This is a genomic window from Sphingobium sp. DC-2 (assembly GCF_000722555.1).
Classification (GTDB): domain Bacteria; phylum Pseudomonadota; class Alphaproteobacteria; order Sphingomonadales; family Sphingomonadaceae; genus Sphingobium; species Sphingobium quisquiliarum.
In genome coordinates this window covers 23,160-49,382 of record NZ_JNAC01000008.1, presented here as the reverse complement: position 1 = coordinate 49,382, position 26,223 = coordinate 23,160, and the positions used below count along the sequence as shown (strand labels likewise).

The following is a 26,223-nucleotide window of genomic DNA, read 5'->3' as shown; positions in this document are numbered from 1 at the left end:
GACCGGAGCGCCTCGGCCATTCACCGCAACCTGGCGCATCCCAAAGCCGCCGCATCGATTGCCGTCGCCGCCCCGCGCAACCTGTAGGCGTCGGCAAAGGCCCGCCCGTTCGCGCCCTGCGTCTGCACGCTCATGCTGCTGGCCGATCGCATGGCGGCGATGATCGCGGCGTCGGCGCGCGGGCCGGGGGCCCAGGCATCCCCCTTGCCTGCCACCAGCGGGAACCGGCGCTCTCCCACGCTCAGGATCACGGGCGCTCCCTCGGCGCGCGTGCGGCTCAGGCGGAAATGGACCTGGCCGCGTATATGCCGCCGGGGCCAGGTGCCGACAGCGGCAAAGCCGTTCCCCCGCGTGCCCACTGGCAGGGAAATGGCGTAGCAGCGCGGTGCCGCCGGATCGCGGAAAGCGCCCCAATATTCGAAGATGCCAAGCGAATCCTTGGCAAAGGCTGGCGCGGCGATGGCGAGCAGCGGCAGGAGGAAGAGGGACAAGCGCGCCATAGGACGGGCAAAGCGCATGCTGTGCCTTTTTGCAACCCTTGCCCAGGCGAAATGACCAGCGAGCGCTTGCCGCCGCCGTCATAGCGGCTATGAAGGACCATCCATCATTGTCGCCCGGATTCGACCGTCTTCGGGCTTTGCGCAGAAAAAGAAACGGACAAACAGGGACATGAAGGCCACCATCGAACGCGCAACGCTCCTCAAGAGCCTCAGCCACGTCCAGTCGGTGGTGGAGCGGCGCAATACGATACCGATCCTGTCCAACGTGCTGATCGAAGCTTCGTCGGACGGCGCGATCAAGCTGATGGCGACCGACCTCGACCTCCAGATCGTCGAAAGCGTGTCGGCCCAGGTGGAGCAGGCGGGGGCCACGACCATTTCGGCGCACACGCTGTTCGACATCGCCCGCAAGCTGCCCGAAGGATCGCAGGTGTCGCTCCACGCGGCGGAGGGCAAGATGCTGATCCAGGCGGGCCGCGCCCGGTTCAACCTCTCGACCCTGCCGCGCGACGATTTCCCGGTGATCGCGGAAGGCGACCTGCCCACCAGCTTCGAACTGCCCGCCGAAACGTTGAAGCAGATCATCGACAAGACGCGCTTCGCCATCTCGACCGAAGAGACGCGCTATTATCTGAACGGCATTTATTTCCATGTGTCGGATGATGGCCAGCCGGTGCTGAAGGCGGCGGCGACGGACGGCCATCGCCTCGCCCGCGTCACCGTGCCGCGTCCCGATGGCGCGGACGGGATGCCCGGCATCATCGTGCCCCGCAAATGCATCGGCGAACTGCGCAAGCTGCTCGACGAGGTGGAAGGCTCGGTCCAGATTTCGCTGTCCGCCAGCAAGATCCGCTTCGGCCTTGGCAGCGCGATCCTGACCAGCAAGCTGATCGACGGCACTTTCCCCGATTACAGCCGCGTCATCCCCACCGCCAACGACAAGCTGCTCAAGATCGATCCGCGCAGCTTTGAAGAAGGCGTGGACCGCGTCGCGACCATCGCCACGGAAAAGACCCGCGCCGTCAAGATGACGCTGGACCGGGACAAGATCACCCTGTCCGTCACCAGCCCGGAAAACGGCACCGCCGCCGAAGAAGTGCCCGGCGCATTCCAGGGCGAAGGCTTCGATATCGGCTTCAATGCGCGCTATCTGCTCGACATATTGGGCCAGATCGACAGCGACCTCGTCGAACTGCACCTGGCCGACGCGGCCGCGCCCACGCTGATCCGTGAAAACGACCGCAGCCCCGCGCTCTACGTCCTCATGCCGATGAGGGTTTGATTTCAATCGGTAGATTGAAGACGGGAAGGTAATTCTCTTTCAACCTCTGGCTGTTACGCGATGGCTATGGTCCCATCGCGTACAAAGCTGACAGACGTTCAGTCATGGCCTGTCGATCTGGCAGCCGCGCTTGGGCTTGCGGAAGGGGGGACGGAAGTTTCGCCCTTCTGGATATCGAGCAGCCTGGGCCAGATCGCCCGGTTGTGGCCGCTGATCCTGCTCGCCAAGCTGTGCACCTTCGCCTTGCTGCACGCGTCTCTTTTTCAGGGAAGCGTGGCCTATACGCTCATCCTGACGGCGATGCTGCTGATCGATGGCATCGTGATGATCGCGCCCAAGGGCGAACGATTCCAGCAGCAGCGGCCGCATGTGCAGAAATGGCTGATGCTGGGGCTGATGTTCCTGTCCAGCTTCACCTTCGGCCTGCTGCTGGAACCCGCCGCCAATCCCGGCGGAGTGCCCAATGGCCTCCTTGCCGAAATCCTGGTCGCGATTCTCGTCGTCTGCATCTTCGGCGATCGGCGGCTGCTGGGCGCCTGCTATTTCCTTGGCACGCTATGCGCTTCCATGCTTCAGCAGGCGCCATTCGCCCAGACCGGCCTGCTGTTCATCTGCCTTGCAGGGATGATGATCGCGACGCTTCGTCAGGCGCGGGCGGACCGCGACCGCGCGATCGCCCTGCATCAGCAGGACTTGCGCGCGCAGCGATCGGACCGGCTGCTCCAGGAATATGAGCAGTCGGGGCATGGCTGGTTCTGGGAAACCGATCGCCACGGCTGCCTCACCTATATTTCCGATACGCTGGTCAGCACCCTGGACGGTATGCCCCAGGGCGGCATGATCGGGCGGCGGCTTACCGACCTTATCGGCAATGGCGATCACCAGCATGGCACTGGCGAGCGGACCGTCGGCTTCCATCTGTCGGCGCGCACCGGCTTTTCGGAGATCGCGGTGCGCGCGGCCATGACGCAGGATGAGCGCTGGTGGTCCATCTCCGGCCAGCCGGTCTTCAACGAATATGGCCAGTTCCACGGCTTTCGCGGCAGCGGCGCGGACCTTACCGCCATGCGCCGCAGCCAGGCGGAGGTGCAGCGGCTTGCGCAATTCGATTCGCTGACGGGTCTTCCCAACCGCGTGCAGGTGCTGCGTTCGCTGGAAGAGGCGGTGGCCGGGCCGCAGGGCATGGGGGCGAGCGAATGCACGCTGATGATGCTGGACCTCGACCGGTTCAAATCGGTGAACGATACGCTGGGCCATCCGGCGGGCGACGCCCTGTTGCGGCAGGTCAGCCAGAGGTTGCTGGAAGTGGCCGGCAATCGCGGTCTGGTCGGCCGACAGGGCGGCGATGAGTTCAAGATTCTGCTGCCGGGCCATCATGACCGCCGTTCCATGGAGCAGCTTGCCCGCGCCATCATCGCATCCCTGTCGCGCCCTTATTCCATCGAAGGCACGGTGGTCGTGATCGGCGCGTCCATCGGCATTTCGGTCTGTCCGCAGGATGGCGTCACTGCCGACGCGCTGATCCGCAACGCCGATCTTGCGCTCTACGCCGCAAAGGGGGATGGCCGGGGCGTCCATCGCTTCTATTCCAGCGAGATGCATGCCGACGCCGAAGATCGCAGGCAGATGGAGGAAGATCTGCGCCACGCGCTCGCGTCGGACGCCCTGCATCTCGTCTATCAGCCGGTCGTGTCCTCGCAGACGGAAAGGATCACCGGCTATGAGGCGCTGCTGCGCTGGAATCATCCGGTGCGCGGCGCGATTTCCCCGGCCGTGTTCGTGCCCATCGCGGAGGAAAGCGGCCTCATCGCGCCTCTGGGGGAATGGGTGCTGCGCACCGCCTGCCGTGACGCGACTCAGTGGGTCGATGACATCAGGGTGGCGGTGAACGTGTCGCCGATCCAGTTCGCCAATCCGGGCCTGCCCGCTTTGGTGATGAGCGCCCTTGCCAATTCGCAGCTTGCGCCCGAACGGCTTGAGCTTGAAATCACCGAAAGCGTGTTCCTGAACGATGATGACGGCACGGACGCGACCTTTGCCCGGTTGAAGGCGATCGGCGTCCGTCTGGCGCTCGACGATTTCGGCACCGGCTATTCCTCGCTCGGCTATTTGAAGAAAGCGCCCTTCGACAAGATCAAGATCGACCAGAGCTTCGTGCGCGGGGCGGCGGTCAAGGGCAACCGCAACAGCGCCATCATCAAGGCGATCGTCAGCCTTGCCGAAGCGCTGGGCATGGACACGACGGCCGAAGGCGCGGAAACGCAGGACGAACTCGCCCTGATCCGTCAACTCGGGTGCAGCCATATTCAGGGATATGTCTATGGCCGCCCGCTGACGGCGGAAGACGTGCTGGAACGGCAGCGGAGCCATGGCACGCTGGCTTTGGCCGAAGGGTTCCAGTCCAGCCGCCCGGAACGCAAGACGATGTTGCGGACGGTCAATGTGCTGCATGACGGGCATAGCTATACCGCCCGCATCCGCAACATCTCCGCCACCGGCGCGATGATCGAAGGATTGTGGAACGTGCCCGAAGGCACGATCTTCGCGATCGAATTCAGCGAGAGCCTTTCCGTGAACGCGACCTCCCGCTGGTCGCTGGACGACCGGATGGGCGTGGAATTCGCCGCCCCGATCGACCTTGCCGCACTGGGCGCGCATTCGCGCTCGCTCGCCTGCTAGGGGCCGCCCGATCAGGCTGGGGCTGGCACGTCCCGATCCGGCATAGCGCGCCCGGTCAGCGGCCGGTGCCTGGGACCGGATTGTTCGCCATCAGCAAAGAAAAAGGGAGCGGCCGTCTCCGGCGCTCCCCATTCCCAACCGATGCTGGTGATTTCAGGCCGCGACCGCCAGCCGCACCGCCGGAGCGGCGCTGCGCGCCACCTCTTTCACCAGGCTGATGAAGCGCGCCGCGTCGCGGGCGATCATCGCCTTGTTGAAGCAGGCAGCAGCGCCACGGTCCAGCGCATCGGCCATGATCGGCGCGCCTTCGCGCATCAGGCTGGACAGCATGATGACCGGGCATGGTTCCAGCGCCATGATCTCGTCCAGGATGGTCATGCCGTCCTTGCCGGGCATGGCCACGTCCAGCGTGACGACATCGGGCTTTGCGGAGCAGATGAGGTCAATCGCTTCTTCGCCGTTGCGGGCGATGCCGACAACCTCGAAGCGGCAATCGCGCTCCAGCAGCGTTTCGATCATCGCGCGGATAGTCAGCGAATCATCGACCACCACGATCCTGACGGGTTTCCTCATGCTTCGTCTCCCGGCCTCTTCATACGGTTCATAACGGACCGGGAGGGGAGTCATTTAGCCGCATCTCAGAAGAAGAGTTTGCGGAATGAAATGCTGATGCGGCGGCCGAGCGGATCGAGATAGCCCGGCTGGTAGCGCAGCGGCGTGCCGCCGCTGGCGTCGGTCACGTCACGCCGCGCGTTGAAGATATTATCGATGCCGATCGACACCCGCGCGCCGCGCAGGAAGGGATGGTTGCGCACCAATGACGGCATCTGCCCCAGATTGGCGAAAAGCCGCAGGTTCGCCGTTGCCAGGCTGCCGAAGTTCAGCCGCGACGATCCGTTCAGCGCGCCATCGACATGGGTGCCGCTTTCCCAATCCACGCCCAGCCGCGCGCCCAGGCCATTGTTGACATAGCCCACCCGCGCTTCGATCTCATGCCGGGGCTGGCCGCCCGATGAGCCGGTGGCATCGCCGTTGAGCAGGTCAAGCTCAGGCACGCCCGGCGCGATCAGGATGCTCTCGGTGAAATGCCATGTATGATAAAGGCTGAAGCTGAGGCGTCCGCCACCGCCGCCGCGTCCGCCGCCGAATCCTCCGGGACCGCCGAAACCGCCGCCGGGCCTGCCGCCCGCGCCCTGCCTTGGCGGACCGTCAAGGCCGCCTTCGCCACGGGGCCGTTCGCCGCCTTCCGTGGGAGGAGGCGCGTTATCCTGCCCGCCCGCCTGCTCCCCTCTTTCCCGGCCCCGGTTGCCGAACAGCGCCCGCATGTCCTGCAATTCCTTGGGGCGGTCTTCCGGTTTGGCCCCCGCCGCGCGCCAGGCTTCGACCAGCTTCTGGATGCGCGATTTGAGCGGCAGGGACAGGTCGAAGCCCCAGCGCAACTGCTCGCTCTGCGACCGCAGGAAATTGATCGGCCGCGCGTTGATCTGCAACAATCGGCCGTCAGCGTCGCGCACGAAGCGGTCGGGAAAGGCGTCTTCGATCGCGGGCGTGGGCTCCGGGAAGGCGGCGATGGGGTTCGCCGTGCGGCTGTTGAGATAGGTCGCCGTCAGCGTGAGGTTCGGCTTTTCGAAGGGCTTGACGGTGGCGCTCAGGCGGAACTGGTCGCGCACGCTTTCCTTGAGCGCCGCGTTGCCGCCGGTGATGCGCGTCACGAACACGGTTTCGCCGGTGCGATAATCGAATACGGACACGTTGGGCGTCGATATTTCGGGATCGTTGATCTGGTTGCCGGTCGGCGCGGCGCGATCCTGATTGGCGGACACCAGCAGTTGGACCGCCGGAACGGGCCGCCACCTCAGGCCATAGCCCAAGGTAGACAGCGTGCCGAAATCGGAAAGCTGCTGCATGCCCGCATTCACATTGACGCCGATATCGCCCACCGCGCCCAGCACGCCGCGCGCCTTGCTGGTCAGCGGCACGTCCAGGCTGACCTGCCCGCTGCCGATCTGCCGGTCATAGCTTCTCTCGCTTTCCTTTCCGTTGCGGATGGACCAGCCGTCGAAGCCATTGGCCGAAGCGCCGAGCCGGATAGAACTGGTCACCGTTCCGGCAGGCAGGTCGACGATCGGACCCGACAGCAGCAGGTCGCCCGTGACCGCCTGCGACTTGCTGCTCGCCCGGTCGGTGCCGGACGATCTTTCCGTGCGCGTCCGCGTGTCGGAAATGTCGCCATTGCCGGTCAGCGACCATTGCCACCCGCCGCCCAGCAGGCCGTTCAGCGTCAGGCCCAGATGCCCGGTGGTGCCGCGTATCTGCTGATCCAGCCTGCCCGCTTCGATAATGTCGCGATAGCGCCCGTCATCGGCGAACGGCCATTGCGGCAGGCCCGCCAGTTGCGCCAGCGCTGCGGAGGAAAGCCCCTGGAGCGAGTCATTGTCCGACAGTTCGACCCGTCCGTTGACCGTCATGGAAACCTTGCCCAGCGCCCGCGCCCAGGTGGCGTTCGCCGACAGATTTTCCGTCGCGGGACTGAGCGTGCGGAAGCGGGTGAGGTTGGCAAGGGCCGGACTGTTCGGACCCGGATCGATCGAGCGGCGGCTTTCCAGCAGCGACGCTGCGGCCGCATATTTCACATTGAGCGTCAGCCGGTTATCGCCCCGGATACGCAGCAGCCCGCCTTCGATCGTGCCGTTCTCGCGCCCGCCATCGGTCGTCGTCCCCGCGCGCAGGTCTGCCGTTTCCGCGCGGAAACGCTGGCGCAGCACGATGTTCACCACCTTCTGCGTGGACGCATAGCCGTAGGACAGCGCGACCTGTTCGGGCAGGATGTCGACCCGTGCCACCGCTTCGGACGGGATGTCCTGGATTTCGGAGAAGCTGGAAATGCGTTTCCCGTTCAGCAGGATCACGGGATCGCCATTGGTCTGGGGCGACAATTCGGTAATCATCTCCGCGATCGACGTTACGCCCAGGGCGCGCACGTCTGCGGGGGATAATTGCTGTTCGGGCTTGATGTTGCCGATCACCGCGCCGCGTTCGGGCTGGCCGGTGACGACGATCTCGTCCACATCGTCCATCTGTACCGGCGGCCCCTTGGCCTCGTCCGTCTGGGCGAGCAGCGCCGTGGGCGCGCAGCTTATCATCAACGAAAACAGCAGAAGCGACGTCGGACGGCTCACACATTACCCCTTTTCACCAATCACCTGATGACCGGCTGTTAGGCGCGAGTTGTCGCAAAATTCTGGCAAGTCCAAGGAAGATTTGTCGCAAATTGTAAGGGCGGCGGCGGAAAGCCGTCCGCGCCGCTCCTTACCGCCCGAACTTGCGCTGGGTCTTGCCGTAGCGCAGCTTGCGCGTGCCTGGCTTGCCCTCGGTCGCGCGGCCGCGCGGCGCGGCCACCTGCTCGTCGGCGGGCAGGCCAAGTTCTTCGGCTTCCAGCTTGCGGATTTCGTCGCGGATACGCCCGGCCTCCTCGAACTCCAGGTCGGCGGCGGCGGCGCGCATCTTCTTTTCCAGATCCTCGATATAGGCGCGCAGATTGTGACCGACCAGGTGGGGGCGATCGTCGAGCCCGGTGTCGACCGTCACCTGATCCTTGGACGCCACATGGGCGATGATGTCGCCGATGTTGCGCTTGATCGTGGTCGGCGTGATGCCATGTTCCAGATTATAGGCCTGCTGCTTTTCCCGGCGGCGGCTGGTTTCGTTGAGCGCGCGTTCCATGCTGCCGGTGATCCGGTCGGCATAGAGGATCACGCGCCCTTCGACGTTGCGCGCCGCGCGGCCGATGGTCTGGATCAGCGAGGTTTCCGATCGCAGGAACCCTTCCTTGTCGGCATCCAATATCGCGACCAGACCGCATTCGGGAATGTCCAGCCCCTCGCGCAGCAGGTTGATGCCGACCAGCACGTCATAAACGCCCAGCCGCAGGTCGCGGATCAGCTCGATGCGCTCCAGCGTCTCGACATCGCTGTGCATGTAGCGGACCTTGATCCCCGCCTCATGCATGAACTCGGTCAAATCCTCGGCCATGCGCTTGGTGAGGGTGGTGACGAGCGTGCGATAACCCTTCTTCGCCGTCTCCTTCGCCTCGTGGATCAGGTCGTCCACCTGATCCTCCACCGGCTTGATCTCCACCGGCGGATCGATCAGTCCGGTGGGACGGATGACCTGTTCGCTGAACACGCCGCCGGTCTGCTCCATTTCCCACGGGCCGGGCGTCGCCGACACGCTGACCGTCTGCGGGCGCATCGCGTCCCATTCGTTGAAGCGCAGCGGGCGGTTGTCGATGCAGCTCGGCAGGCGAAAGCCATATTCGGCCAGCGTGATCTTGCGCCGATGGTCCCCGCGCGCCATCGCCCCGATCTGCGGGATGGTCTGGTGGCTTTCGTCCACGAACAGCAGCGCGTTCTCAGGCAGATATTCGAACAGTGTCGGCGGCGGCTCGCCGGGCAGGCGGCCGGTCAGGAAGCGGCTGTAATTTTCGATACCCGCGCATGATCCAGTCGCGGCGATCATCTCCAGGTCGAAATTGGTCCGCTGCTCCAGCCGCTGCGCCTCCAGCAGCTTGCCTTCCGCCACCAGTTCCTTCAACCGCTCGGCCAGTTCGAAGCGGATCGCCTCCATCGCCTGCTTCAGCGTCGGGCCCGGCGTCACATGGTGGCTGTTGGGGAAGACCTTCACATATTCCAGGCTGGCGATCTTCTTGCCGGTCAGCGGGTCGAATTCGACGATATCCTCAATCTCATTGCCGAAGAAGCTGACCCGCCACGCCGTATCCTCATAGTGGGACGGAAAGACCTCCAGATTATCCCCCTTCACCCGGAAATTGCCGCGCGCAAAGCCAGCGTCATTGCGCTTGTACTGGAGTGCGACCAGCTTGCGGATGATCTCGCGCTGGTCCTCGATGCCGCCCTTCTTCATCGAGAAGGTCATCGCCGAATAGGTTTCCACCGACCCGATGCCGTAAAGGCAGGACACGGACGCCACGATCAGCACATCGTCCCGCTCCAGCAGCGCGCGCGTCGCCGAATGCCGCATCCGGTCGATCGCCTCGTTAACGCTCGACTCCTTCTCGATATAGGTGTCGGACCGCGGCACATAGGCTTCGGGCTGATAATAGTCGTAATAGCTGACGAAATATTCGACGGCATTTTCCGGGAAGAAGCTCTTGAACTCGCCGTATAGCTGCGCCGCCAGGATCTTGTTGGGCGCGAGCACCAGAGCGGGGCGCTGCATCGCCTCGATCACCTTGGCCATGGTGAATGTCTTGCCGGAGCCGGTGACGCCCAGCAGCACCTGATCGCGCTCGCCCGCACGCGCCTGTTCCACCAGTTCCGCGATGGCGGTGGGCTGGTCGCCGGAGGGCTCATAGTCGGACACCAGCTTGAACCGCTTGCCGCCCTCGCTCTTTTCAGGGCGCGCGGGGCGGTGGGGAACGAAGCCTTCGCCGGTCTCCGGTTCGTCCAGGGTGGTGCGGATTTGAATCGTCATCGCGCCTTGATATGGTTCGCCTGCCCAAGGGGTGCAACAGGGAGGATGTGCGATGCGCAAAACGGTTTTGGCGCTGGCGGGCGCGACGGCGCTGCTGGCGGGATGCGGCGACAAGCCGTCCGGCGAACCGATGAGCAAGAGCGAGGTCGAGGCGCAGGTCGAAAGGGTGAAGCTGAAACCCGGCCAGTGGGAAAGCAGCTTCACGCTGGAAGATATCGACATGCCCAATCTGCCGGGCGGCGGCGCCCGGATGAAAGAGCAGATGAAGAAGATGATGAGCCGCACCTCCATCCGCTACTGCGTCACGCCCCAAGAGGCCGAAAATCCCAGCGGCAAGATGTTTTCCGGTCAGGAGAACAAGGACTGCACCTATAAGGGCTTCAATGTCGGCGGCGGATCGGTGAAGGGCGAGGTTTCCTGCAAGTCGGAAGGCGGCGCGATGACCGCCGTGATGTCGGGCAGCTATTCGCCCGAAAGCTATGAAATGCACATGGACATGAAAAGCAGCGCGGCCGCGCAAGGCGCTGAAATGCGCATGAAGGCGAAGACGTCCGGCAAATGGATCGCGGCCGACTGCGCCACGACATAGGCGTGAGCGGCGGCGCGCCCTGCTGCTGGCTGTGCGAACGGCCGCTGGGGCGGCGGATCGAATGGCATCATCCGCTGCCCCGCAGCAGGGGCGGGCGCGGCACGGTGCCGCTCCACCCCATTTGCCACCGCGCCATCCATGCGCAGATCGGCAATGCGGAACTTGCCCGCGCCTATCGCGACGCGGCGGCCCTGCGCGCGCATCCGGGGCTTGCCCGCTTTCTGGCCTGGATCGCTGGCAAGCCGCCTGACTTCCACGCGCCGACCCACGGCAAGCGTTGAGGCGCGGCTGGATTTTTCCTCTTGCGCTTTGGCCGGGGCCGGGCGAGCCTCTCCCCGTTCCGTCAAGAGAACAGGGGATGAGGATATGAAGATCATGCAATCGGCGGTGATGCCGCTGGCGGTCGCGCTTGCCATCGGGGGCTGCGGCGAAAAGGAAGCGCCCGCGCCCGAAGCGGTGGAAGCGCCCATCGCGATCAAGGCGGGGGAATGGGCCTTCACGCGCAAGACGACCGGCTACAACACGCCCACCGTGACGCCCGCTGAATATCAGGCGGCGCTCAAGCAGATGAGCGAAGACAAGCTGTGCCTGACGGTAGACGCCGCCGGGGTGCCGGATGCCGATGCGCTGGCAGGGGGCGAGGGTAAGGATTGCACCTATAAGGACAAGCTTATCCGCAAGGGACGGCTGATCGCCACCCTGTCCTGCAAGGCCGGTGAAGGCACGTCGGAAATCGTGCTGGAGGGGAATTTCACTGATGATACGCTGACGCTGGGCAGCACCATGACAAAGACGGTGGCGGGCAATCCCACACTGCGCACCACCCATGACGTAACCGGCAAGCGCACGGGGGAATGCGCCAAGACCTGATCGTCAGCACAAGCCCCGGCGCAGCGGGACCGAATTCATGCTATGCTGCACTGGCGGAGTGCAGGCAGCGGAGGCGTGTCATGCTGTTTCATCTTTCGATCTCGGCCCATGACCCCAGGAACGTGGCGCAGGTCATCGCCGAATTATGGCGCGGTCACGCTCATCCCTTTCCGTCGGTGGCGCAGGGAAGCTGGATCGCGCTGGCGGGCGACGATCGCGGCACGGCGGTGGAAGTCTATCCCATCGGCACGGTGCTGCGCGAAACCGAAGGGGACGCCGATGCCTCCGGCCAAGCCTCGGAGGATGGCGGCTTCACTGCGACTCACGCCGCGCTTGCCACGCCGCTCAGTCAGGATGAGGTGATGGCGATCGCCGCGCGCGAAGGCTGGCCAGCCAAATATCGCAAGCGCGGCGGAGCCTTCGGCGTCATCGAACTCTGGATCGAGGGGCGGCAGATGATGGAACTGCTCACGCAGGAGATGCAGGCCGAATATCTGGCCGCGATGACCGGCGGCGGTCATCCGGCACCGGCAGCAGCCCCTCCCGCCTGACCCTATTCCAGCGCGGCGATGGCGCGCTGGTCGCAGCGCCCCCGGCTTCGCTCGACCGCGGAATAGCGCGGCACGGCGATCGACTGCCCGACGCGCAACGGCGCGAAGCGCGCCCGGTCTATGCCCGCGCACCGCAGATACAGTTCCAGCATGCGCGGCGGCGTGCTCCACCGTTCGAAGGACAGGCGGAACGTGCCCCAATGGATCGGGATCGCGGTGGACGCCCCCAGCTTTTCGAATACGGAGACGGCCCGCTGCGGCCCGATATGACTGTCCGATTCCATCTGCCCCGGCCAGAAGCGGAAAGCGCCGATGGGGATCATCGCCAGGCGGATCGGCCCCAGCCGCGCCGCTTCCTCCGGCCATGCCATGTCGCCCGCGCCCGTATCCCCCGCGAAGAAGATGTTGCCCGCCCGCGTGGCGATCACGAAGCTGGACCATAGCGCGCGGTTGCGATCCGTGCCCCACCGGCTGCTCCAATGATGGTTGCGGATCACATGGACGCGGTAATCGGGGCAATGTTCGTAATTTTCGCACTGGATCACCGTGTCGGAGCCAAGGCCGTTCAGCGCCGCTCCGCTGATCGACTGGCCCCAATCCAGCGCGACGGCGGGGATGCCCTCGCGTTTCAGGATGGTGTCGTTGCCAAGGCTGGTGATGATCTTGGGCCGGTCGCGCTCCCAGAGCCTTTTGAGCGTCGGAATGTCCAGATGGTCGTAATGATTGTGGCTGACGACCACCAGGTCGATCTTGGGCAGGTCTTCGAACCGGATGCCCGGCTGCGCCACGCGCCTTGGCCCGAATGGGGGCAAGGGGCTGGCATAATCGGACCAGACCGGATCGGTCAGGATATTGAGGCCCGCCGCCTGCACCAGCACCGTCGCATGGCCGACCCAGGTCGCGGTCATGCCGCGCGGCGCGGCGAACGGCGCGGGACGGCTGGGCTTTACCGCCACCGCGTCGGGCCAGGGCGGCCGCTCGTCCGTGCCCAGCAGCCAGCGCACGGCGAAGCTTTGCCGGTTGCTGCCCGGCGGCGGGGAAAATTCGATTTCGCCATCGGGGTTGAAGAAGTGCGCGCCGTCAAAATGGCGGCTCACCGGCCCCTGATAATAGATGCGGTCCAGAAAGGGCGGGACGATGGTGATCGCGAGGCAGAGCGCAATGACCAGAAACAGCAGCGCGACGCCTGCGCCGCTGATGATTTTTCCGACGATGCGGCCCATTCCGTCTCCCGCGCTGATCCGAGGGGATGGACATAGCGTCCGTCACGCAAGGGGCAAGAGCGGGGCGCTGAACCGTGACGGCTGTCGCCCGCCGCGAACACTCAGTGCCGCATGTGCCGGAGCCAGGGGAGGAGCCGCCTTTCCAGTTGCGACCGGCCCTTCAGTGGCGCGGCTTTCCCTTGGCGGACGCTTTCCTCGCAGTCGAGGAAGGGAATGTCATACGCCTCCAGATCATCCTTTAGCAGGCTGGCGTCCTCCGCAGGCCGGTGCAGGTCGAGCACCGCTCCGTCAGGGAAATGGGCGGCCAGCGCCGCCACCCCGTCGCTGGCGTCGGCATAGGGACCGTCCACCTCATAATCCGCCGCGCGCAGCATCTCCACCATCATGCGGGCAATGGCCGGATCATCCTCGACGACAAGGATGCGGGGCTGATGTCCCGCCATGCTTAACGCTCCAGCCCCAGATGCGCGCGATAGCGGTCAAAGCACCGCTCGCCGCAGCTCAGGCGGATCAGCGCGCCTTCGGCGATGGCGGTGGCGCGGCGCGGGTCTTCGGCGACCAGCGGCTTGATCGCCAGTTCGTTCCAGTCCCGGCTGTGCTTGACGTCCAGCACCGCATGCAGATCGAAATAGCGGCGTTCCGACTGGCTGAGGCCGATCCGCTTGAGCGCAGCGGCGGTATGCGCCGAACGCCAGGGCGCGGTCAGTTCGATGACGCCGAGCGCGCCGACGCTGTGCCACGCATAGACGCGCTGGGTCGCCATGGCGGTCATCGCGTTGGCCAGCGCCAGGCTTTCCCATACCGTCGTTTCGATCGTGGGCGACAGGTCCAGGATGCTGACAAGCTGGGACAGCATCGGGCCATGCATGCCCTTTTCATTGCCGCGCCCCATTTCATCCCAATAGTTGCGCGCCAGTTCCAGCTTGGCGGATGTTGGCAGCTTCACCTGCGTTAAGGCGACGAGATCGTCGAACCCGGCTTCCCCGGCGGCTTCCTGCGTCAGGAACCATCGAACCTCGTCTCGCGACGCCTGTTCGGCGAGCCAGGGGAAAAGCGGATCATTCTGGCCCGGCCCATTTTCCTTGAGCGCTTCGAACCAGGCAATGAAGCCATCGGGATCGGTGGGCGCGCTGGCCGCCCGATCGCGCACCTGCGCGCGCAGTTCTTCCATGAAGGCATGTTCCAGCCGGGCCATCGCCTGACCGTCGCGGAACTGGCTCTCCCAATCATCAGGAAAGCCCGGCGACAGCCTGTCCCGGTTCCAGTGACTGAGCCTTTCCTGAAAGTCCTGCTGTAGAAATTGTGAGTCGCTCGTTCGGGCGATGAAGCGCGTGGCCACGGAATTCGTCTCCTAAATATACTGTCGTTCAATTCAGAGAGACCCCCAGACGTTCCCGAAAAACTTTTTAACCGCGATCAAGCATCCGCCTGTTTGCGATAAAGCCGCAGGCGCACCGCCGTCACTTTGCCGCTGCTGGCGCGTTGACGCGGGGAAAGGAAGGACATGGCCGAAGAGGACAAGCCCCAACCACCCCGATGGCGTCCCCTCATGCCGCATGAGGCGGTGCAGCGGATGATCCAGCGCAACGTGACGCAGATCTTCGGATCGGGCGGGGAGCGGGTCGAACTCGACAGGCCATTGGGGGACGAAGGGCTGTTCGGCCCCCAATCCATGGCGTGGCGCGTCCATGCCGATTTCACGTCGATGATGGCGGGCGGCATCGCGGCGCTTCTGCTCCAGATGCTGCACCCGGCAGCGCTGGCGGGCATTTGGGACCACAGCAATTTTCGCGAAGACCGCAGCGGCCGCCTTCGCCGCACCGCCCAGTTCATCGCAGGCACCACCTATGGCGGCACGGCGGAGGCGGAGCGGCTGATCGAGCGGGTACGCGCGGTCCATGACCGGATAGAGGGCACCCTGCCGGACGGCGGCGTCTACCGCGCCAGCGATCCTGACCTGCTGTGCTGGGTCCATGTGGCGGAGGTTTATTCCTTCCTGTCCGCCTATCGCCGCTACCGCGCGCCGCTTCTGCCCGCGCGGGACGAAGATCTCTATTATGCGGAAATGGCCGATCTGGCAGTGCGGCTGGGCGCGCGGAACGTTCCCCGCGGCGGGCGGGAGGTGGCGGACTATCTGCTTGCCGCCCGCCCCGTGCTGCGGTGCGACGATCGGACGCGGGAAGTCGCTTCGCTGCTGCTACAGCCGTCGCCCGGCATGCTGACGGCGCATTTCGGCCGGGCGGCGATCGACGCGGCGATCGATCTGCTGCCCGGCTGGGCGGCGCGGATGCATGGCTTTTCACGCGCACCGGCCCGCCATCTCGCCCGCGCCCGTCTCGCGGGCATGGGCATGGTGCTGCGCTGGGCGCTCAAGGACGGATCGGCCAGCCGCGCGCGCAGGCGGGTCGCGCCGCACTCATGATGAGGCGCCGCCAATCAGCGCCTCCAGTTCCGCAGGCCGCAGTTCCGCCTGAAGCTGCTCGCACAGGCATTGTCCGGGGGCCTTGTCTGGCCGCCAGCGCAGGAAACGGGTGCCGTGCCGGAAGCGCCCCGCCGTCACCTGATCGTAGACGACCTCCGCCACAAGCCGGGCATGCAGCGGCTCCCACGCGCTTTCCTCTCCCCGGCTCCAGCGGCTGGGGCCGCCGGGCGCCTTGCCGGTGAAGCCGGGGCCGCCCGCCAGCGGCAGCAGCCTGTCGAGCAGGGCAGGGCGCTCGCCCGCCTTGAAGCTGGATGTGAAGCCGACATGGTGCAGCAGGCCGTCATCGTCATAGAGGCCGAGCAGCAGCGACGCCGCGCCCTTGCCGTCCGCCGTGCGCCGGAAGCCGCCGACCACGCAATCCGCGCTCCGGTGGTTCTTCTGTTTCAGCATCGCGCGCTCGCCGGAGCGATAGGGCGCGTCGACCGGCTTGGCAATGATCCCGTCCAGCGCGCCGCCGCTGCGTTCCAGCCAGGCCATCGCGTCGTCCAGCCGCTCGCTCGCGGGGGACAGCAGCAGCATGTCATTCCCCTCCGCGCGGTGGAATCGCTCCAGCGCCGCCCGGCGTGCGTGCAACGGCGCGCCGCCCAGATCCTCGCCGTCCAGCGCGAGGCAGTCGAACAGCATGAGTTGCGCGGGCGTTTCGCGCGACAGGCGCTCGATCCGGCTTTCGGCGGGATGCAGCCTTTGCTGAAGCGCGTCGAAGGACAGCACGCCGCCTGTCGGCAGGATCAACTCGCCATCCACGATGAAGCGCTGGCAGGATGTTGCCAGCAGCGTCGCGACGATTTCGGGAAAGAAGCGGGCGAGCGACTTGCCGGACTTGGAACGGATATCGGCGGTGCCGCCGTCCCGTCCGGCGATGGCGCGGAAGCCGTCCCATTTGGGCTCATATTGCCAGCCGGGCGGCGGCGGCAGTTCGGTGACCAGGCGGGCTTCCATCGGCAGCGGCAGGGTCAGTCCGGGGCTGGATGCTTCCGTCATCATTCCGCCTCGCCGCGCAGCGTGACGACGACCGGCGCATGGTCGCTCGTCCGCTCCCATCCTCTGGGCGTGGTGTCCACCTCCGCCGCTTGCAGCCGCCGCGCGGCGGCCGGGTTCAACAGGACATGGTCGATCCGCAGCCCTGCATTGCGCTCGAACGAACCGCGCCAATATTTCCAGAAGGTGTAGATGGTCTCGTCCGGGTGAAGCTGGCGGATCGCGTCGCTCCACCCCTGGTCCAGCAGGCGCTGGTAGGCGGCGCGCACCTCAGGCGCGAACAGCGCGTCGTCGCGCCAGCGTTCGGGCACATAGACGTCGCGGTCGGTCGGCATGACATTATAGTCGCCCGCCACGATCACCGGCGCATCCAGTCCGATCAGGCTCGCCATATGGTCATGCAACCGGTCGAACCAGCGCAGCTTGAAATCATATTTGGGACCGGGCCGGGGATTGCCGTTGGGAAGGTAGAGCCCCGCGATCAGCATGCCGTTGACGGCGGCTTCGATATAGCGGCTCTGCACATCGTCAGGGTCGCCGGGCAGCGTCCTTCGCGTTTCGTGGATTTCGCCCACCCTGCTCAACAGCGCGACGCCGTTCCAGCGGCTCTGGCCGTGCCATGCGGCGTCATAGCCCGCGTCGCGGATCGCCTTTTCCGGGAACTTGTCCTGCGGGGCCTTGAGTTCCTGAAGGCAGACGATGTCCGGCTCCGCGCGCTCTAGCCATCGCAGCAGAACGGGCAGCCGCCCGTTGATGCCGTTCACATTATAGGTGGCGATCCTCATCCTTCACGCGGCTCTCGCTTGGTCCAGAAGGGAGAGACGATCCAGCCGCCAATTGGTTCGATGATCCTGCAAGCATCACCGGAACGCCCCGTCCGCTCGCCCGTTCGTCAGGCTTGGCCAGCAGCGGCAGGAGTTTTCATCATGACCGGAAAGAACAGCGCACCCGGCGCGCACGAACCCAGCCTCGCGGAACAGGCCGCGCCTCGCCCAGCGCCGCCCACGCCGGAGGACCGCGACCGGATCGCGCAGGCGCAGAAGCGCGCCAAGGACGATGAGGACGAACTGCGCGCCAAGGGCTTTGGCGATCACAAGGGGACGGAAGGCTTCTGACGCGCCCTGACGTTTGCCTCCCATGCAAAAGGCCGCCCGGCGATGCCGGACGGCCTTTCCATTGTCAGCCGATTGGACGGACTCAGACGAGCCGGACCCCCGCGGCGGAGGTCATGCTCTTTTCATCTGCCGCAACCGGCATGTGACAATGAGACATCAGACCACCTCCTTTCCGTTGTTGACGATGAAGGGGATATGGGTGGCTGGCGGGCGCGCGACAAGGGGGAGGGGGATCAGAGCCCTTGCCCGTGCCCGGACTGGCTGGCGCGGCCCTTGGCGGAAAGCGTGCGGAAGGTGACGGACCAGCGGCGCGTTTCCATCGCGGCGATGCCATGTTCCCAATCGTGCCGGGCTTCTCCGCTTAGATGATAGACGGACCGGGGCGCGAGCGGGATGGCGAAGCGGTCGAAGCCCCTCTGCGTGCGCCTGCGGAACCGCAATCGCGCTTCGCTGCCTAGGGACACACCCACCACATGATCGAACACCGGCCGGTCGCGGTGCCAGCCAATCCCCGCGCCGGGATCGTACCGGGTCAAAAGCACCTGCACCAGATCAGCGCCGTCCAGTCCCGCGAATGCCGCCGCCTTCGCCCTCAACGTCTCCAGCCATTCGGGTATCGGATCGGCGGCGGCGAAGCGGCCATTGTCGAAATCATAATTCCACCCGAACGACAGCGTCAGCCGCTTGCCGGTCCAGCCCTGAAACCGGAACGGCGTCAGCGCAAGCGCGCCGATCCGCGTGGCAAGCTCCGCCTCTTCTTCACGGCTTATGATGTCCGGCGCATAGGATAGGCCAGGGATCAGGGACGGCGCGAACAGGTCCGGCTGCATCGCGGTCAGCGGCGCGTGAGCCGCCGCCGGTTCTTGCCCACGCCCTTGCGATAATGGGCGACGGAGGCGCGCATCGCCTCGCCCGGCGTGAAGCCGAGCGCGCCGGTCATCGCCATCCATTGCAGCGCGGCCGCCGCCTCGATCTTTTCCCCGACCATCAACTGCGCTTCGGCAAGCGCGGCCGGGTTGCCCGCCAGCAGCCGGGGCATGCGCAGGCCGATCACGGTCCATGCCTCCATCCCCAGCCGCCAGCTGTCCATCGCGAGTTGAAAGGAGTCGTTTCGCCGCATGGGACTAAAAAGAACTAGGCAGCCGCGCTTGTTCCCGCGCAAAATATCATCCGTTGAGAAAGGCGAGCAGGTCTCCGTTCAGCCGGTCCGGCGCGGTGGCGAACAGGCCGTGCGGCTCGCCATCATATTCGATCAGCCGCGCGCCGGGGATGGCCGCTGCGGCTGCGCGGCCGCTGGGGTCGATCGGCACGGTCTTGTCGCTCGTCCCGTGGATGATCAGCGTCGGGATATCGAACGCCGCCAGGTCGGGACGGAAATCGGTCCGGCCGAACGCATCGACGCAATCGATCGTCGCCTTGGGGCTGGCCATGATCGCCAGCGCGAAGGTCCAGTCGAGCAGCGCGCCGCTGACCGGCTTCGACACCAGCCCGACGCCGTAAAACTGCTTCGCGAATGTCTGGAGAAAGGCGAAGCGATCCTCGCGGATCTGCATCTTCATCTGGTCGAAGACGGACTGCTCCACGCCATCGGGATTGCTGCCGTCCTGCAACAGATAGGGCACGACCGATGAAACCAGCGCCACCTTATCGACCTTGGCCGATCCATGGCGGCCAAGATAGCGGGCGATCTCTCCGCCGCCCATGGAAAAGCCGATCAGCGAAACCCTGGGCGCGTCCACATGGCCGATTACGGCGGCGAGGTCGTCGGCGAAGACGTCATAATCATAGCCGTCCGCCGGATGGCCCGACTGGCCGAAGCCGCGGCGGTCATAGGTGATGACGCGATAGCCCGCCTCCAGCAGTGCAAGAGTCTGATATTCCCACATATCGCCGCTCAGCGGCCAGCCGTGGATCAGGATGACGGCAGGGCCGGACCCCATGTCCTTGACATGGATGGCGTGGCCGTTGGGTGTCTGGAGATGCATGGACCGGGGCTCCTTTCAGGGGAGTGACGCCAACCATCCGGTCCGTCCTTCGTTCCTTCGGCCCGGCCCCCCGCACCGCCCGGAGCAGGCGCGAATGCCCGCCGGAACAAAGACGCGCCGATCCGGTTGAGCATCGCAGCAGCGGCGGGTGTCATTAGCGGCCTTCTGGCCCTTGGGAGAATGTCATCGTGACGCTGACTCCGCTTGAAATCGGCCTTGGCCTGCTCGTGCTGCTGTTGCTGGCGGGTATCGCCGTGATGGTGATGCAGAACCGCCGCCGCGCCAAGCTCCGCTCCAAATTCGGCCCTGAATATTCGCGGACGGTGGAAGCCGTTGGCAGTTCGCGCAAGGCGGAGGCGGAACTACAGGAACGGGAAAAGAGGGTGGCGACCTTTTCCATCCGCCCGCTCTCGCCCCAGCAGGTGGATATGTTCACCGACCGCTGGCTGAGGGTCCAGACCCAGTTTGTCGACGATCCGCAGGGTGCTGTGTCCCGGGCCGACGTGCTGCTGACCGAAGTCATGGAGGAGCGCGGCTATCCGATCGTCGATTTCGAACGCCGCTCGGCGGATCTGTCGGTCGATCATCCCGAAGTGGTGCAGAATTACCGTTCCGCCCATGACATCGCCATCCGCCATGCGCGCGGCGAAGCGGATACCGAAGACCTCCGCCAGGCGATGATCCATTACCGTGCGCTGTTCGAGGAACTGGTGCATGAGCCGGGCGAACCGGACGGCGCGGCGCATATGCCCCGGCCTGGTCACGCCAGCGAAGCCGGATATCGCCGCCGCGATCTGCACTGACGCGGGCTGCTCCTGCGCAGGAACATGATGGAAAAGCCGCCGCGCTGCCGAATGGCGATGCGGCGGCTTTTCCGGTCAGGCGCTGGCGGTCAGGCCCGAATGGCGGAGGTCGAAGCGGTCCGCGTCCATCACCTTGACCCAGGCGTGGATGAAGTCGTTCACGAACTTCCGCTCCGCGTCGGCGGCGGCATAGACTTCCGACAGGGCGCGCAGTTGCGAGTTGGAGCCGAACACCAGATCGACCCGCGTCGCCGTCCACTTCCGTTCGTTCGTCTTGCGGCAGGTGCCGGTGAACAGGTCGCCCTTGTCGCTGTCCGCCTTCCAGGCCGTGCCCATGTCGAGCAGGTTGACGAAGAAGTCGTTGGTGAGCTGCCCCGGACGGCCGGTGAAGACGCCATGGCTGGACCCGCCATGATTGGCTCCCAGAACCCGCAGGCCGCCCACCAGCACCGTCATCTGCGGCGCGCTCAGCCGCAGCAGGCTGGCCCGGTCGATCAGCAATTCCTCCACCGGCACGCGGAAGCTGACCGGCAGATAGTTGCGGAAGCCGTCGACCCTGGGTTCGAGCACGGCGAAGCCTTCGACATCGGTCTGCTCCTGCGAAGCGTCCGTGCGGCCGGGGGTGAAGGGCACGGTCACGTCATGACCCGCATCCTTCGCCGCCTTTTCGATCGCCGCCGCGCCGCCCAGCACGATGAGGTCGGCGATGCTGACCTTCTTTCCGCCCGATGCACTGCCGTCGAAATCGGCCTTGATACCCTCCAGCACGCCCAGCACGCGGGCAAGCTGCTCCGGCTGGTTCACGTCCCAGTCCTTCTGCGGGGCAAGGCGGATGCGCCCGCCATTGGCGCCGCCGCGCTTGTCCGATCCCCGGAAGGTCGATGCCGAAGCCCAGGCGGTCTGCACGAGTTCAGCCACGCTGAGGCCCGAAGCCAGTATCTTCTGCTTGAGCGAGCGGATGTCGGCCTCTTCCACCAGCACATGGTCCACCGGCGGGATCGGGTCCTGCCAGATCAGGTCCTCGGCCGGGACGTCCGGGCCAAGGTAGCGCGCCTTGGGTCCCATGTCGCGGTGGGTCAGCTTGAACCAGGCGCGGGCGAAGGCGTCGGCGAACGCGTCGGGATCATTGCGGAACCTCTCCGTGATCCTGCGATAGTCCGGGTCCATCTTGAACGCCAGGTCGGCGGTCGTCATCATCGTCGGCAGCCGCTTGTCCGGGCTGTGCGCGCCCGGAGCCATATCCTCCGGCTTCTGGTTCACGGGCTGCCACTGATGCGCGCCCGCGGGACTCTTCACCAGCTCATATTCATAGTCGAGCAGCATGTGGAAGAAGCTCATGTCCCACTGGGTCGGCGTCGGCGTCCATGCGCCTTCGATCCCGCTGGTGATGGTGTGGTCGCCCACGCCCGTCTCATAGCCGCTCTGCCAGCCAAGCCCCTGCTGTGCGATGTCCGCGCCCTCCGGCTCCGCGCCCACCTTGGACGCGTCGCCCGCGCCATGGGCCTTGCCGAACGTATGGCCGCCAGCCGTCAGCGCCAGCGTTTCTTCATCGTTCATGCCCATGCGCGCGAAGGTCTCGCGAATGTCGCGCGCTGACTGGAGCGGGTCGGGATTGCCGCCGGGACCTTCGGGATTGACGTAGATGAGGCCCATCTGGATCGCGGCCAGCGGGTCTTCCAGCACCATTTCCTTGTCCGGCTGGATGCGGGTCTGGTTTTCGGGGTGGCCGACCCACTGCTCCTCCGTGCCCCAGTAGATGTCCTTTTCCGGTTCCCAGACATCCTCTCGCCCGCCGCCGAAGCCGAAGATGGGGCCGCCCATCGATTCGATGGCGACATTGCCGGTCAGGATCATCAGGTCGGCCCAGGACAGCTTGCGGCCATATTTCTGCTTGATCGGCCACAACAGCCGCCGCGCCTTGTCGAGATTGGCATTGTCCGGCCAGCTGTTGAGCGGGGCGAACCGCTGCCCGCCCGAAGAGGAGCCGCCCCGGCCGTCGCCCGTCCGGTACGTGCCCGCGCTGTGCCACGCCATGCGGATGAAGAAGGGGCCATAATGACCATAGTCGGCGGGCCACCAGGGCTGGCTGTCCGTCATCAGCGCATGCAGGTCGCGCTTCACCGCCTCAAGGTCGAGCGACTGGAATTCCCTGGCATAGTCGAACGACTCGCCCATCGGGCTGGCATGCGCGCCATTTTGATGAAGTATGTCCAGCGATAGCTGGTTGGGCCACCAGTCGCGATTGGTGCGGCCAAGCAACGACCGCAGCGCCGCTGGCTCCTTCATCGGGCAGGACAGGGGGCTGTCACCTGTTTTCGCGTCCATGGCATATGTCTCCTCTTGCACAATGCGGTCAGGCTAGAACCGGCAGTGTAACGAAGGAAGCGACAAGATTGCGTCAGATTGATCGATAAAAGCGATCAATCCTTCTGCCGCGCGAATAGGACCGGTGCAGCATGATGAGAATTAACGATAAAAATGCGGCGTCATGAATTTTGTGTAGAACTAAAGTGCGACATCTTGGTTGTCGCATTTGGATCAGCCCGATCCCGAAAAGGCAAACCGGTGGTGACGCCGGGACGCAAAGTCTCCGGCCTTGGTTGCAAGGTAGCGGGGCTACCGAAGGAGCCGAGGTTCAGGTGCGTATCGCAGTTTCATCTTCATTCTTTTAGCCGCTGACTTCCGGCTGCTGGCGCTGCGCGTTTTCTGACTGCTCGACACTGCTCGCGTGGCCTGTGGCTGCCGTTGCTTCCCTGTGCCGGTCTGGACAGGAGAGAGCAAATGGTAGTTGGACGATCATCTGGCCGGCCGTGGCGGCGCGGCGCATTCACGACCCTGACAGCCTGTTCGGCGCTCATGCTGTGCCTGAGCGCTTGTGAAAGTACCGGAGGCACGCGCTTCGCGAGCATCGGTTCGCCCGGTGGCGGATCGGGCGGCGGCTCCGGCGGGGGAGGCAGCGATGACGGAAGCGGCTCTGGCGGTGGCGGCACGGGTGGAACAGGCGGCGGTTCCGGTTCCGGTTCCGGCACGGGTTCGGGCGGCGGCACTGGGACAGGTGGTGGAACCGGCGGCGGCAATGGCGGCACTGGCGGCGGTGGCGGCACCGGCGGCGGCACCGGAGGGGGAACGGGCGCGAGCGGCGGCGGCAACGTCCTGACCTCCGCGCTGGAGCAACTCTCTCCCGCACTGGTGACCGCTGGCAATGCCGTGCTGGGCGTATCGGACGGGCAGGGCGGGGTGACGACCCCGGTCGCGACGGCCCTGCCGGTGCTCCAGCCGGTGACCGGCACCATCACCCGCGTGCTGAACGACACGGGCACCGTCCTGGTCGATGCGGGCGAAGGCCGCACGCTGCTGCTGCAAGGGGCGCAGGGCGTCGTCGGGGATCTGGTGTCGATCGATGTCGGCGGCCGCACCGTCACCACCGGGCTGGATGGCACGGCTGGCGCGATCGGCGTCGGGGTGCTGGGCTCCACCCAGCCAAGCGGCACGCTCGCCACGGTCGGGGTGCTGAATGCGGGCAACACGGCGCTCGCACAGGTCAACGGCATCGCCGATGTGCGGGTTACCAACATCACTTCGGCAACCGGCGGGATCTCGGAAAATCTGCTCAACGTTGCCCTGGGAGGAAATCAGTTGCTCGGCACCAGCGGCAGCCCGGCGCTGATAGAGGCGAACGTCCTGCCCGGCGGCCTGCCTGTGGCTGGCACGGGGCCGGGCGCGGTCGGCGGTGCTCTGGCGCCCGCCGGATCGGTGCTGGGCAGCGTGACCGAAGCCGCCAGCGGCCTCACCTCCACGGTGCAGCAGGCGGCGGGCGCCGTGCTGGCCCCGGTCACGGCAGCCGCTGGCGCGACCGGCGGCGGCACCACGGTGCAGGCAGGCGCCACCGCCTCTCCCGGCGGCGTGCTCGCGCCCGTCACCGGCGTCATATCCGGTACGCTCAACGCGCTGACGGGCGGCTTGAACCTCACCCGTCCGTGATCCTTGGGCCGGAAGCGCGGCAGGCACCCCGCGTTTCCGGCTTCTTCTTCACTCTTTAGAAAGCCTTCTATGGCCGCGCTCAGCTTCGCTGCCGCAACCCTGTTGCTGGCGGTGCAATCATCTCCTTCGACCCTTGCGCCCCCGCTGATCGGCCAGGGCGAACAGCCCGTCCCCGGCGCTTCGCCCGATCGTCAGGAAAAGCTGCCCCGATCCACGCCCAGGGATCTGGTCGCCGTGGAGGGCGGGGATGCGGGCGTGGCGATCAGCGGCATCAGCTTCACCGGCGTCGAAGCGCCCGAAGGCGTGGCCGCCGCCGCCCGCCCCTATCTGGGGCGGCCCGCGTCGAAGGAAACGCTGTCCTCCCTGGCCCAGGCCATTTCCGCCGCTTATGCGAAAAGCGGCATCGCCCTTTATACCGTCGCCATTCCCGAACAGGACCTGTCGACCGGTCAGGTCAAGGTGGTCCTGGCCGAAGGCTTTGTCGAGGATGTCGTCTATCCCAAGGGCGCCAGCCCCCTCATCCGCGCCTATGCGGAACGGCTGCGCGCGGAACGGCCGCTGACGCGCCGCGCGCTGGAGCGCTATCTTTCGCTGATGCGCGACATGGCGGGGGTGAAGGTGGACGTGTCGCTGCTGCGCGGCGCGAAGGCGGGCGGCGTCCGCCTCTCCATCACGCCGAAGCGGGAATATAGCGATTTCAGCTTCGGCATCGACAATCGCACGCAAAGCGGACTCGGCACCGGCCAGTTGCGCGCGACCGCCCAGTTCAACAGCCTGTTGCGCGATGGCGACCGCACCGACCTGACGCTGCTCAGCGCAATCGACCTCAAGCGATATCGCTATGTTGGCCTCGGCCACCAGACGCCGATCGGGTCGGACGGACTGATGCTGGGCCTGTCGGGGTCGCATCTCGATACGCGGCTCAAGGACTTTCCCATCACCGGGAAGGCATGGACCCTGGGACTGACCGTCAGCTATCCGCTAATCCGGAGCTATCGCCGCAACCTGACCGTCAGCGCGGGGCTGGACGGCCTCAACAGCGATGCGGCGCTGCTGGGATCGGTATTGTCGTCCGATCATATCCGCACTCTCCGCGCGGCGATCGGCTATTCCTCCATCGGCGACAAGAGCGTGCTGTCGGCGGCGTTCAGCGCCAGCCATGGCCTCGACATATTGGACGCGCGCGGAACGCCGGGCTTTACCGATCCCACCTTCACCAAGCTGACCGGCCGGATCGGATATGACCGGATGATCGGCAAGCGCTTCGTCGGCCGCATGCGCGCGACGGGCCAATATAGCCGCGACCGGCTGTCGGGGAATGAGCGCCTCGCCATCGGCGGGCCGGAATATGGCCGCGCCTTCGAAACCGCGATCCTCAGCGGCGACCGGGGCGTGGCGGGTTCCCTTGAACTCGCCTGGCGGCCGGTGACGGGCAAGGGATTCAAAGATAGCGAAATCTATGGCTTCATCGATGGCGCGCGCATCCGGGTGCTCGAACGGCTGGGCATCCCGCGGACCGACTATGACCTCGCCTCGGCGGGGGGAGGAGTGCGGCTGGTCTATAATCCCCATGCGTCGCTGACGCTGGAGGGCGCGCGGGTGATCGACAGCGCCTATCCCGCCGCCGGGGACGGATGGCGGTTCAACATTGGCTGGCACGTGAAGCTGCGGCGGTGAGCGGGGCCGCGTTCC

The 26,223-nt window shown here is 65.7% G+C and carries 24 protein-coding genes and 1 riboswitch; of the genes, 11 read left to right on the top strand and 13 right to left on the bottom strand.

The genetic code is table 11. From position 1 onward, the window contains the following. Nucleotides 1–20: 20 nt before the first annotated feature. The gene (locus ET21_RS0101475) at nucleotides 21–500 is read right to left on the bottom strand and encodes a hypothetical protein (protein WP_021236748.1); all 480 of its coding nucleotides are present in this window, start codon (nucleotides 498–500) and stop codon (nucleotides 21–23) included. 169 nt (nucleotides 501–669) lie between these two features. Here ET21_RS0101475 and dnaN point away from each other — a divergent pair, with 169 nt between their 5' ends. Continuing rightward, the gene (gene dnaN / locus ET21_RS0101470; RefSeq protein ID WP_021236747.1) at nucleotides 670–1,782 is read left to right on the top strand and encodes a DNA polymerase III subunit beta; all 1,113 of its coding nucleotides are present in this window, start codon (nucleotides 670–672) and stop codon (nucleotides 1,780–1,782) included. Between the two features lie 66 nt (nucleotides 1,783–1,848). Continuing rightward, a complete protein-coding gene (locus ET21_RS0101465) occupies nucleotides 1,849–4,461 on the top strand; it encodes an EAL domain-containing protein (protein ID WP_237751466.1) in 2,613 nt (870 codons plus the stop codon). A 153-nt stretch (nucleotides 4,462–4,614) separates the two neighbouring features. Here the strand turns inward: ET21_RS0101465 and ET21_RS0101460 are convergent, their stop codons facing one another. The 3 genes from ET21_RS0101460 to uvrB all read right to left on the bottom strand — a co-directional run bounded on the left by ET21_RS0101460 (nucleotide 4,615) and on the right by uvrB (nucleotide 9,954). Then, on the bottom strand, nucleotides 4,615–5,034 hold the full coding sequence (locus ET21_RS0101460) for a response regulator (protein WP_030538294.1): 420 nt from the start codon (nucleotides 5,032–5,034) through the stop codon (nucleotides 4,615–4,617). Between the two features lie 65 nt (nucleotides 5,035–5,099). Further along, a complete protein-coding gene (locus ET21_RS0101455) occupies nucleotides 5,100–7,640 on the bottom strand; it encodes a TonB-dependent receptor (RefSeq protein ID WP_030538293.1) in 2,541 nt (846 codons plus the stop codon). A gap of 130 nt (nucleotides 7,641–7,770) precedes the next feature. Continuing rightward, a complete protein-coding gene (uvrB, locus tag ET21_RS0101450; RefSeq protein ID WP_021236743.1) occupies nucleotides 7,771–9,954 on the bottom strand; it encodes an excinuclease ABC subunit UvrB in 2,184 nt (727 codons plus the stop codon). A gap of 52 nt (nucleotides 9,955–10,006) precedes the next feature. Here uvrB and ET21_RS0101445 point away from each other — a divergent pair, with 52 nt between their 5' ends. The 4 genes from ET21_RS0101445 to ET21_RS0101430 all read left to right on the top strand — a co-directional run bounded on the left by ET21_RS0101445 (nucleotide 10,007) and on the right by ET21_RS0101430 (nucleotide 11,964). Then, complete coding sequence (locus ET21_RS0101445) at nucleotides 10,007–10,543, top strand: DUF3617 domain-containing protein (protein WP_021236742.1); 537 nt, start codon at nucleotides 10,007–10,009, stop codon at nucleotides 10,541–10,543. Next, nucleotides 10,513–10,824, top strand: coding sequence for an HNH endonuclease (locus tag ET21_RS0101440; RefSeq protein ID WP_051767874.1), 312 nt, complete (start codon nucleotides 10,513–10,515; stop codon nucleotides 10,822–10,824). Before ET21_RS0101445 ends, ET21_RS0101440 begins: the two co-directional genes overlap by 31 nt. A gap of 85 nt (nucleotides 10,825–10,909) precedes the next feature. Beyond that, a complete protein-coding gene (locus ET21_RS0101435) occupies nucleotides 10,910–11,413 on the top strand; it encodes a DUF3617 domain-containing protein (RefSeq protein ID WP_021236740.1) in 504 nt (167 codons plus the stop codon). Between the two features lie 80 nt (nucleotides 11,414–11,493). Beyond that, on the top strand, nucleotides 11,494–11,964 hold the full coding sequence (locus ET21_RS0101430) for a hypothetical protein (protein WP_051767873.1): 471 nt from the start codon (nucleotides 11,494–11,496) through the stop codon (nucleotides 11,962–11,964). Between the two features lie 2 nt (nucleotides 11,965–11,966). Here the strand turns inward: ET21_RS0101430 and ET21_RS0101425 are convergent, their stop codons facing one another. From ET21_RS0101425 to ET21_RS0101415, 3 genes are all read right to left on the bottom strand, one after another. Beyond that, nucleotides 11,967–13,187: an MBL fold metallo-hydrolase gene (locus ET21_RS0101425; RefSeq protein ID WP_030538290.1), complete on the bottom strand. Its 1,221-nt coding sequence runs from the start codon at nucleotides 13,185–13,187 to the stop codon at nucleotides 11,967–11,969. Nucleotides 13,188–13,288: 101 nt separating this feature from the next. Further along, nucleotides 13,289–13,630 carry a response regulator gene (locus ET21_RS0101420; protein WP_021236737.1) on the bottom strand — a complete coding sequence of 114 codons (342 nt, stop codon included), beginning with the start codon at nucleotides 13,628–13,630 and terminating at the stop codon, nucleotides 13,289–13,291. A gap of 2 nt (nucleotides 13,631–13,632) precedes the next feature. After that, complete coding sequence (locus tag ET21_RS0101415; protein WP_030538289.1) at nucleotides 13,633–14,526, bottom strand: iron-containing redox enzyme family protein; 894 nt, start codon at nucleotides 14,524–14,526, stop codon at nucleotides 13,633–13,635. Nucleotides 14,527–14,691: 165 nt separating this feature from the next. Here ET21_RS0101415 and ET21_RS0101410 point away from each other — a divergent pair, with 165 nt between their 5' ends. After that, complete coding sequence (locus ET21_RS0101410) at nucleotides 14,692–15,609, top strand: oxygenase MpaB family protein (RefSeq protein ID WP_237751464.1); 918 nt, start codon at nucleotides 14,692–14,694, stop codon at nucleotides 15,607–15,609. Here ET21_RS0101410 and ET21_RS0101405 read toward each other — a convergent pair. Both ET21_RS0101405 and ET21_RS0101400 read right to left on the bottom strand, forming a co-directional pair. Further along, complete coding sequence (locus tag ET21_RS0101405; protein WP_202807104.1) at nucleotides 15,604–16,650, bottom strand: ATP-dependent DNA ligase; 1,047 nt, start codon at nucleotides 16,648–16,650, stop codon at nucleotides 15,604–15,606. The genes ET21_RS0101410 and ET21_RS0101405 overlap by 6 nt on opposite strands. Next, nucleotides 16,650–17,432: an exodeoxyribonuclease III gene (locus ET21_RS0101400; RefSeq protein WP_030538286.1), complete on the bottom strand. Its 783-nt coding sequence runs from the start codon at nucleotides 17,430–17,432 to the stop codon at nucleotides 16,650–16,652. The genes ET21_RS0101405 and ET21_RS0101400 overlap by 1 nt, the downstream gene beginning before the upstream one ends. Nucleotides 17,433–17,573: 141 nt before the next feature. Between ET21_RS0101400 and ET21_RS0101395 the strand changes: the two genes are divergently transcribed. Next, complete coding sequence (locus tag ET21_RS0101395; protein WP_030538285.1) at nucleotides 17,574–17,762, top strand: hypothetical protein; 189 nt, start codon at nucleotides 17,574–17,576, stop codon at nucleotides 17,760–17,762. Between the two features lie 233 nt (nucleotides 17,763–17,995). Here ET21_RS0101395 and ET21_RS0101390 read toward each other — a convergent pair whose 3' ends face one another. From ET21_RS0101390 to ET21_RS0101380, 3 genes are all read right to left on the bottom strand, one after another. Next, on the bottom strand, nucleotides 17,996–18,592 hold the full coding sequence (locus tag ET21_RS0101390) for an alpha-ketoglutarate-dependent dioxygenase AlkB (protein WP_030538284.1): 597 nt from the start codon (nucleotides 18,590–18,592) through the stop codon (nucleotides 17,996–17,998). Nucleotides 18,593–18,597: 5 nt separating this feature from the next. Beyond that, the gene (locus ET21_RS0101385; RefSeq protein ID WP_237751463.1) at nucleotides 18,598–18,831 is read right to left on the bottom strand and encodes a hypothetical protein; all 234 of its coding nucleotides are present in this window, start codon (nucleotides 18,829–18,831) and stop codon (nucleotides 18,598–18,600) included. Between the two features lie 97 nt (nucleotides 18,832–18,928). Then, complete coding sequence (locus ET21_RS0101380) at nucleotides 18,929–19,747, bottom strand: alpha/beta fold hydrolase (RefSeq protein WP_030538282.1); 819 nt, start codon at nucleotides 19,745–19,747, stop codon at nucleotides 18,929–18,931. 188 nt (nucleotides 19,748–19,935) lie between these two features. On the opposite strand from ET21_RS0101380, the gene ET21_RS0101375 reads away from it, so the two are divergent. Further along, nucleotides 19,936–20,550 (top strand): hypothetical protein, encoded by a 615-nt coding sequence (locus ET21_RS0101375; protein WP_193378955.1) that lies wholly within the window; start codon nucleotides 19,936–19,938, stop codon nucleotides 20,548–20,550. A gap of 75 nt (nucleotides 20,551–20,625) precedes the next feature. Here ET21_RS0101375 and katG read toward each other — a convergent pair whose 3' ends face one another. Next, complete coding sequence (gene katG, locus ET21_RS0101370) at nucleotides 20,626–22,875, bottom strand: catalase/peroxidase HPI (RefSeq protein ID WP_030538280.1); 2,250 nt, start codon at nucleotides 22,873–22,875, stop codon at nucleotides 20,626–20,628. A 221-nt stretch (nucleotides 22,876–23,096) separates the two neighbouring features. Next, nucleotides 23,097–23,174, top strand: a riboswitch (cyclic di-GMP riboswitch). Nucleotides 23,175–23,331: 157 nt separating this feature from the next. On the opposite strand from katG, the gene ET21_RS26345 reads away from it, so the two are divergent. Next, complete coding sequence (locus ET21_RS26345; RefSeq protein ID WP_030538279.1) at nucleotides 23,332–24,531, top strand: hypothetical protein; 1,200 nt, start codon at nucleotides 23,332–23,334, stop codon at nucleotides 24,529–24,531. A 69-nt stretch (nucleotides 24,532–24,600) separates the two neighbouring features. Further along, entirely contained in the window at nucleotides 24,601–26,208 is a 1,608-nt protein-coding gene (locus tag ET21_RS0101360) for a ShlB/FhaC/HecB family hemolysin secretion/activation protein (RefSeq protein WP_030538278.1), read from the top strand. The last annotated feature ends 15 nt before the right edge of the window (nucleotides 26,209–26,223 follow it).

Coding starts and splice junctions, on each gene's coding strand:
- ET21_RS0101475 (WP_021236748.1), bottom strand. CDS start 500: ATGGCGCGCTTGTCCCTCTTCCTCCTGCCGCTGCTCGCCATCGCCGCG.
- dnaN (WP_021236747.1), top strand. CDS start 670: ATGAAGGCCACCATCGAACGCGCAACGCTCCTCAAGAGCCTCAGCCAC.
- ET21_RS0101465 (WP_237751466.1), top strand. CDS start 1,849: ATGGTCCCATCGCGTACAAAGCTGACAGACGTTCAGTCATGGCCTGTC.
- ET21_RS0101460 (WP_030538294.1), bottom strand. CDS start 5,034: ATGAGGAAACCCGTCAGGATCGTGGTGGTCGATGATTCGCTGACTATC.
- uvrB (WP_021236743.1), bottom strand. CDS start 9,954: ATGACGATTCAAATCCGCACCACCCTGGACGAACCGGAGACCGGCGAA.
- ET21_RS0101445 (WP_021236742.1), top strand. CDS start 10,007: ATGCGCAAAACGGTTTTGGCGCTGGCGGGCGCGACGGCGCTGCTGGCG.
- ET21_RS0101440 (WP_051767874.1), top strand. CDS start 10,513: ATGGATCGCGGCCGACTGCGCCACGACATAGGCGTGAGCGGCGGCGCG.
- ET21_RS0101435 (WP_021236740.1), top strand. CDS start 10,910: ATGAAGATCATGCAATCGGCGGTGATGCCGCTGGCGGTCGCGCTTGCC.
- ET21_RS0101430 (WP_051767873.1), top strand. CDS start 11,494: ATGCTGTTTCATCTTTCGATCTCGGCCCATGACCCCAGGAACGTGGCG.
- ET21_RS0101425 (WP_030538290.1), bottom strand. CDS start 13,187: ATGGGCCGCATCGTCGGAAAAATCATCAGCGGCGCAGGCGTCGCGCTG.
- ET21_RS0101420 (WP_021236737.1), bottom strand. CDS start 13,630: ATGGCGGGACATCAGCCCCGCATCCTTGTCGTCGAGGATGATCCGGCC.
- ET21_RS0101410 (WP_237751464.1), top strand. CDS start 14,692: ATGGCCGAAGAGGACAAGCCCCAACCACCCCGATGGCGTCCCCTCATG.
- ET21_RS0101405 (WP_202807104.1), bottom strand. CDS start 16,650: ATGACGGAAGCATCCAGCCCCGGACTGACCCTGCCGCTGCCGATGGAA.
- ET21_RS0101400 (WP_030538286.1), bottom strand. CDS start 17,432: ATGAGGATCGCCACCTATAATGTGAACGGCATCAACGGGCGGCTGCCC.
- ET21_RS0101395 (WP_030538285.1), top strand. CDS start 17,574: ATGACCGGAAAGAACAGCGCACCCGGCGCGCACGAACCCAGCCTCGCG.
- ET21_RS0101390 (WP_030538284.1), bottom strand. CDS start 18,592: ATGCAGCCGGACCTGTTCGCGCCGTCCCTGATCCCTGGCCTATCCTAT.
- ET21_RS0101385 (WP_237751463.1), bottom strand. CDS start 18,831: ATGGAGGCATGGACCGTGATCGGCCTGCGCATGCCCCGGCTGCTGGCG.
- ET21_RS0101380 (WP_030538282.1), bottom strand. CDS start 19,747: ATGCATCTCCAGACACCCAACGGCCACGCCATCCATGTCAAGGACATG.
- katG (WP_030538280.1), bottom strand. CDS start 22,875: ATGGACGCGAAAACAGGTGACAGCCCCCTGTCCTGCCCGATGAAGGAG.
- ET21_RS26345 (WP_030538279.1), top strand. CDS start 23,332: ATGGTAGTTGGACGATCATCTGGCCGGCCGTGGCGGCGCGGCGCATTC.
- ET21_RS0101360 (WP_030538278.1), top strand. CDS start 24,601: ATGGCCGCGCTCAGCTTCGCTGCCGCAACCCTGTTGCTGGCGGTGCAA.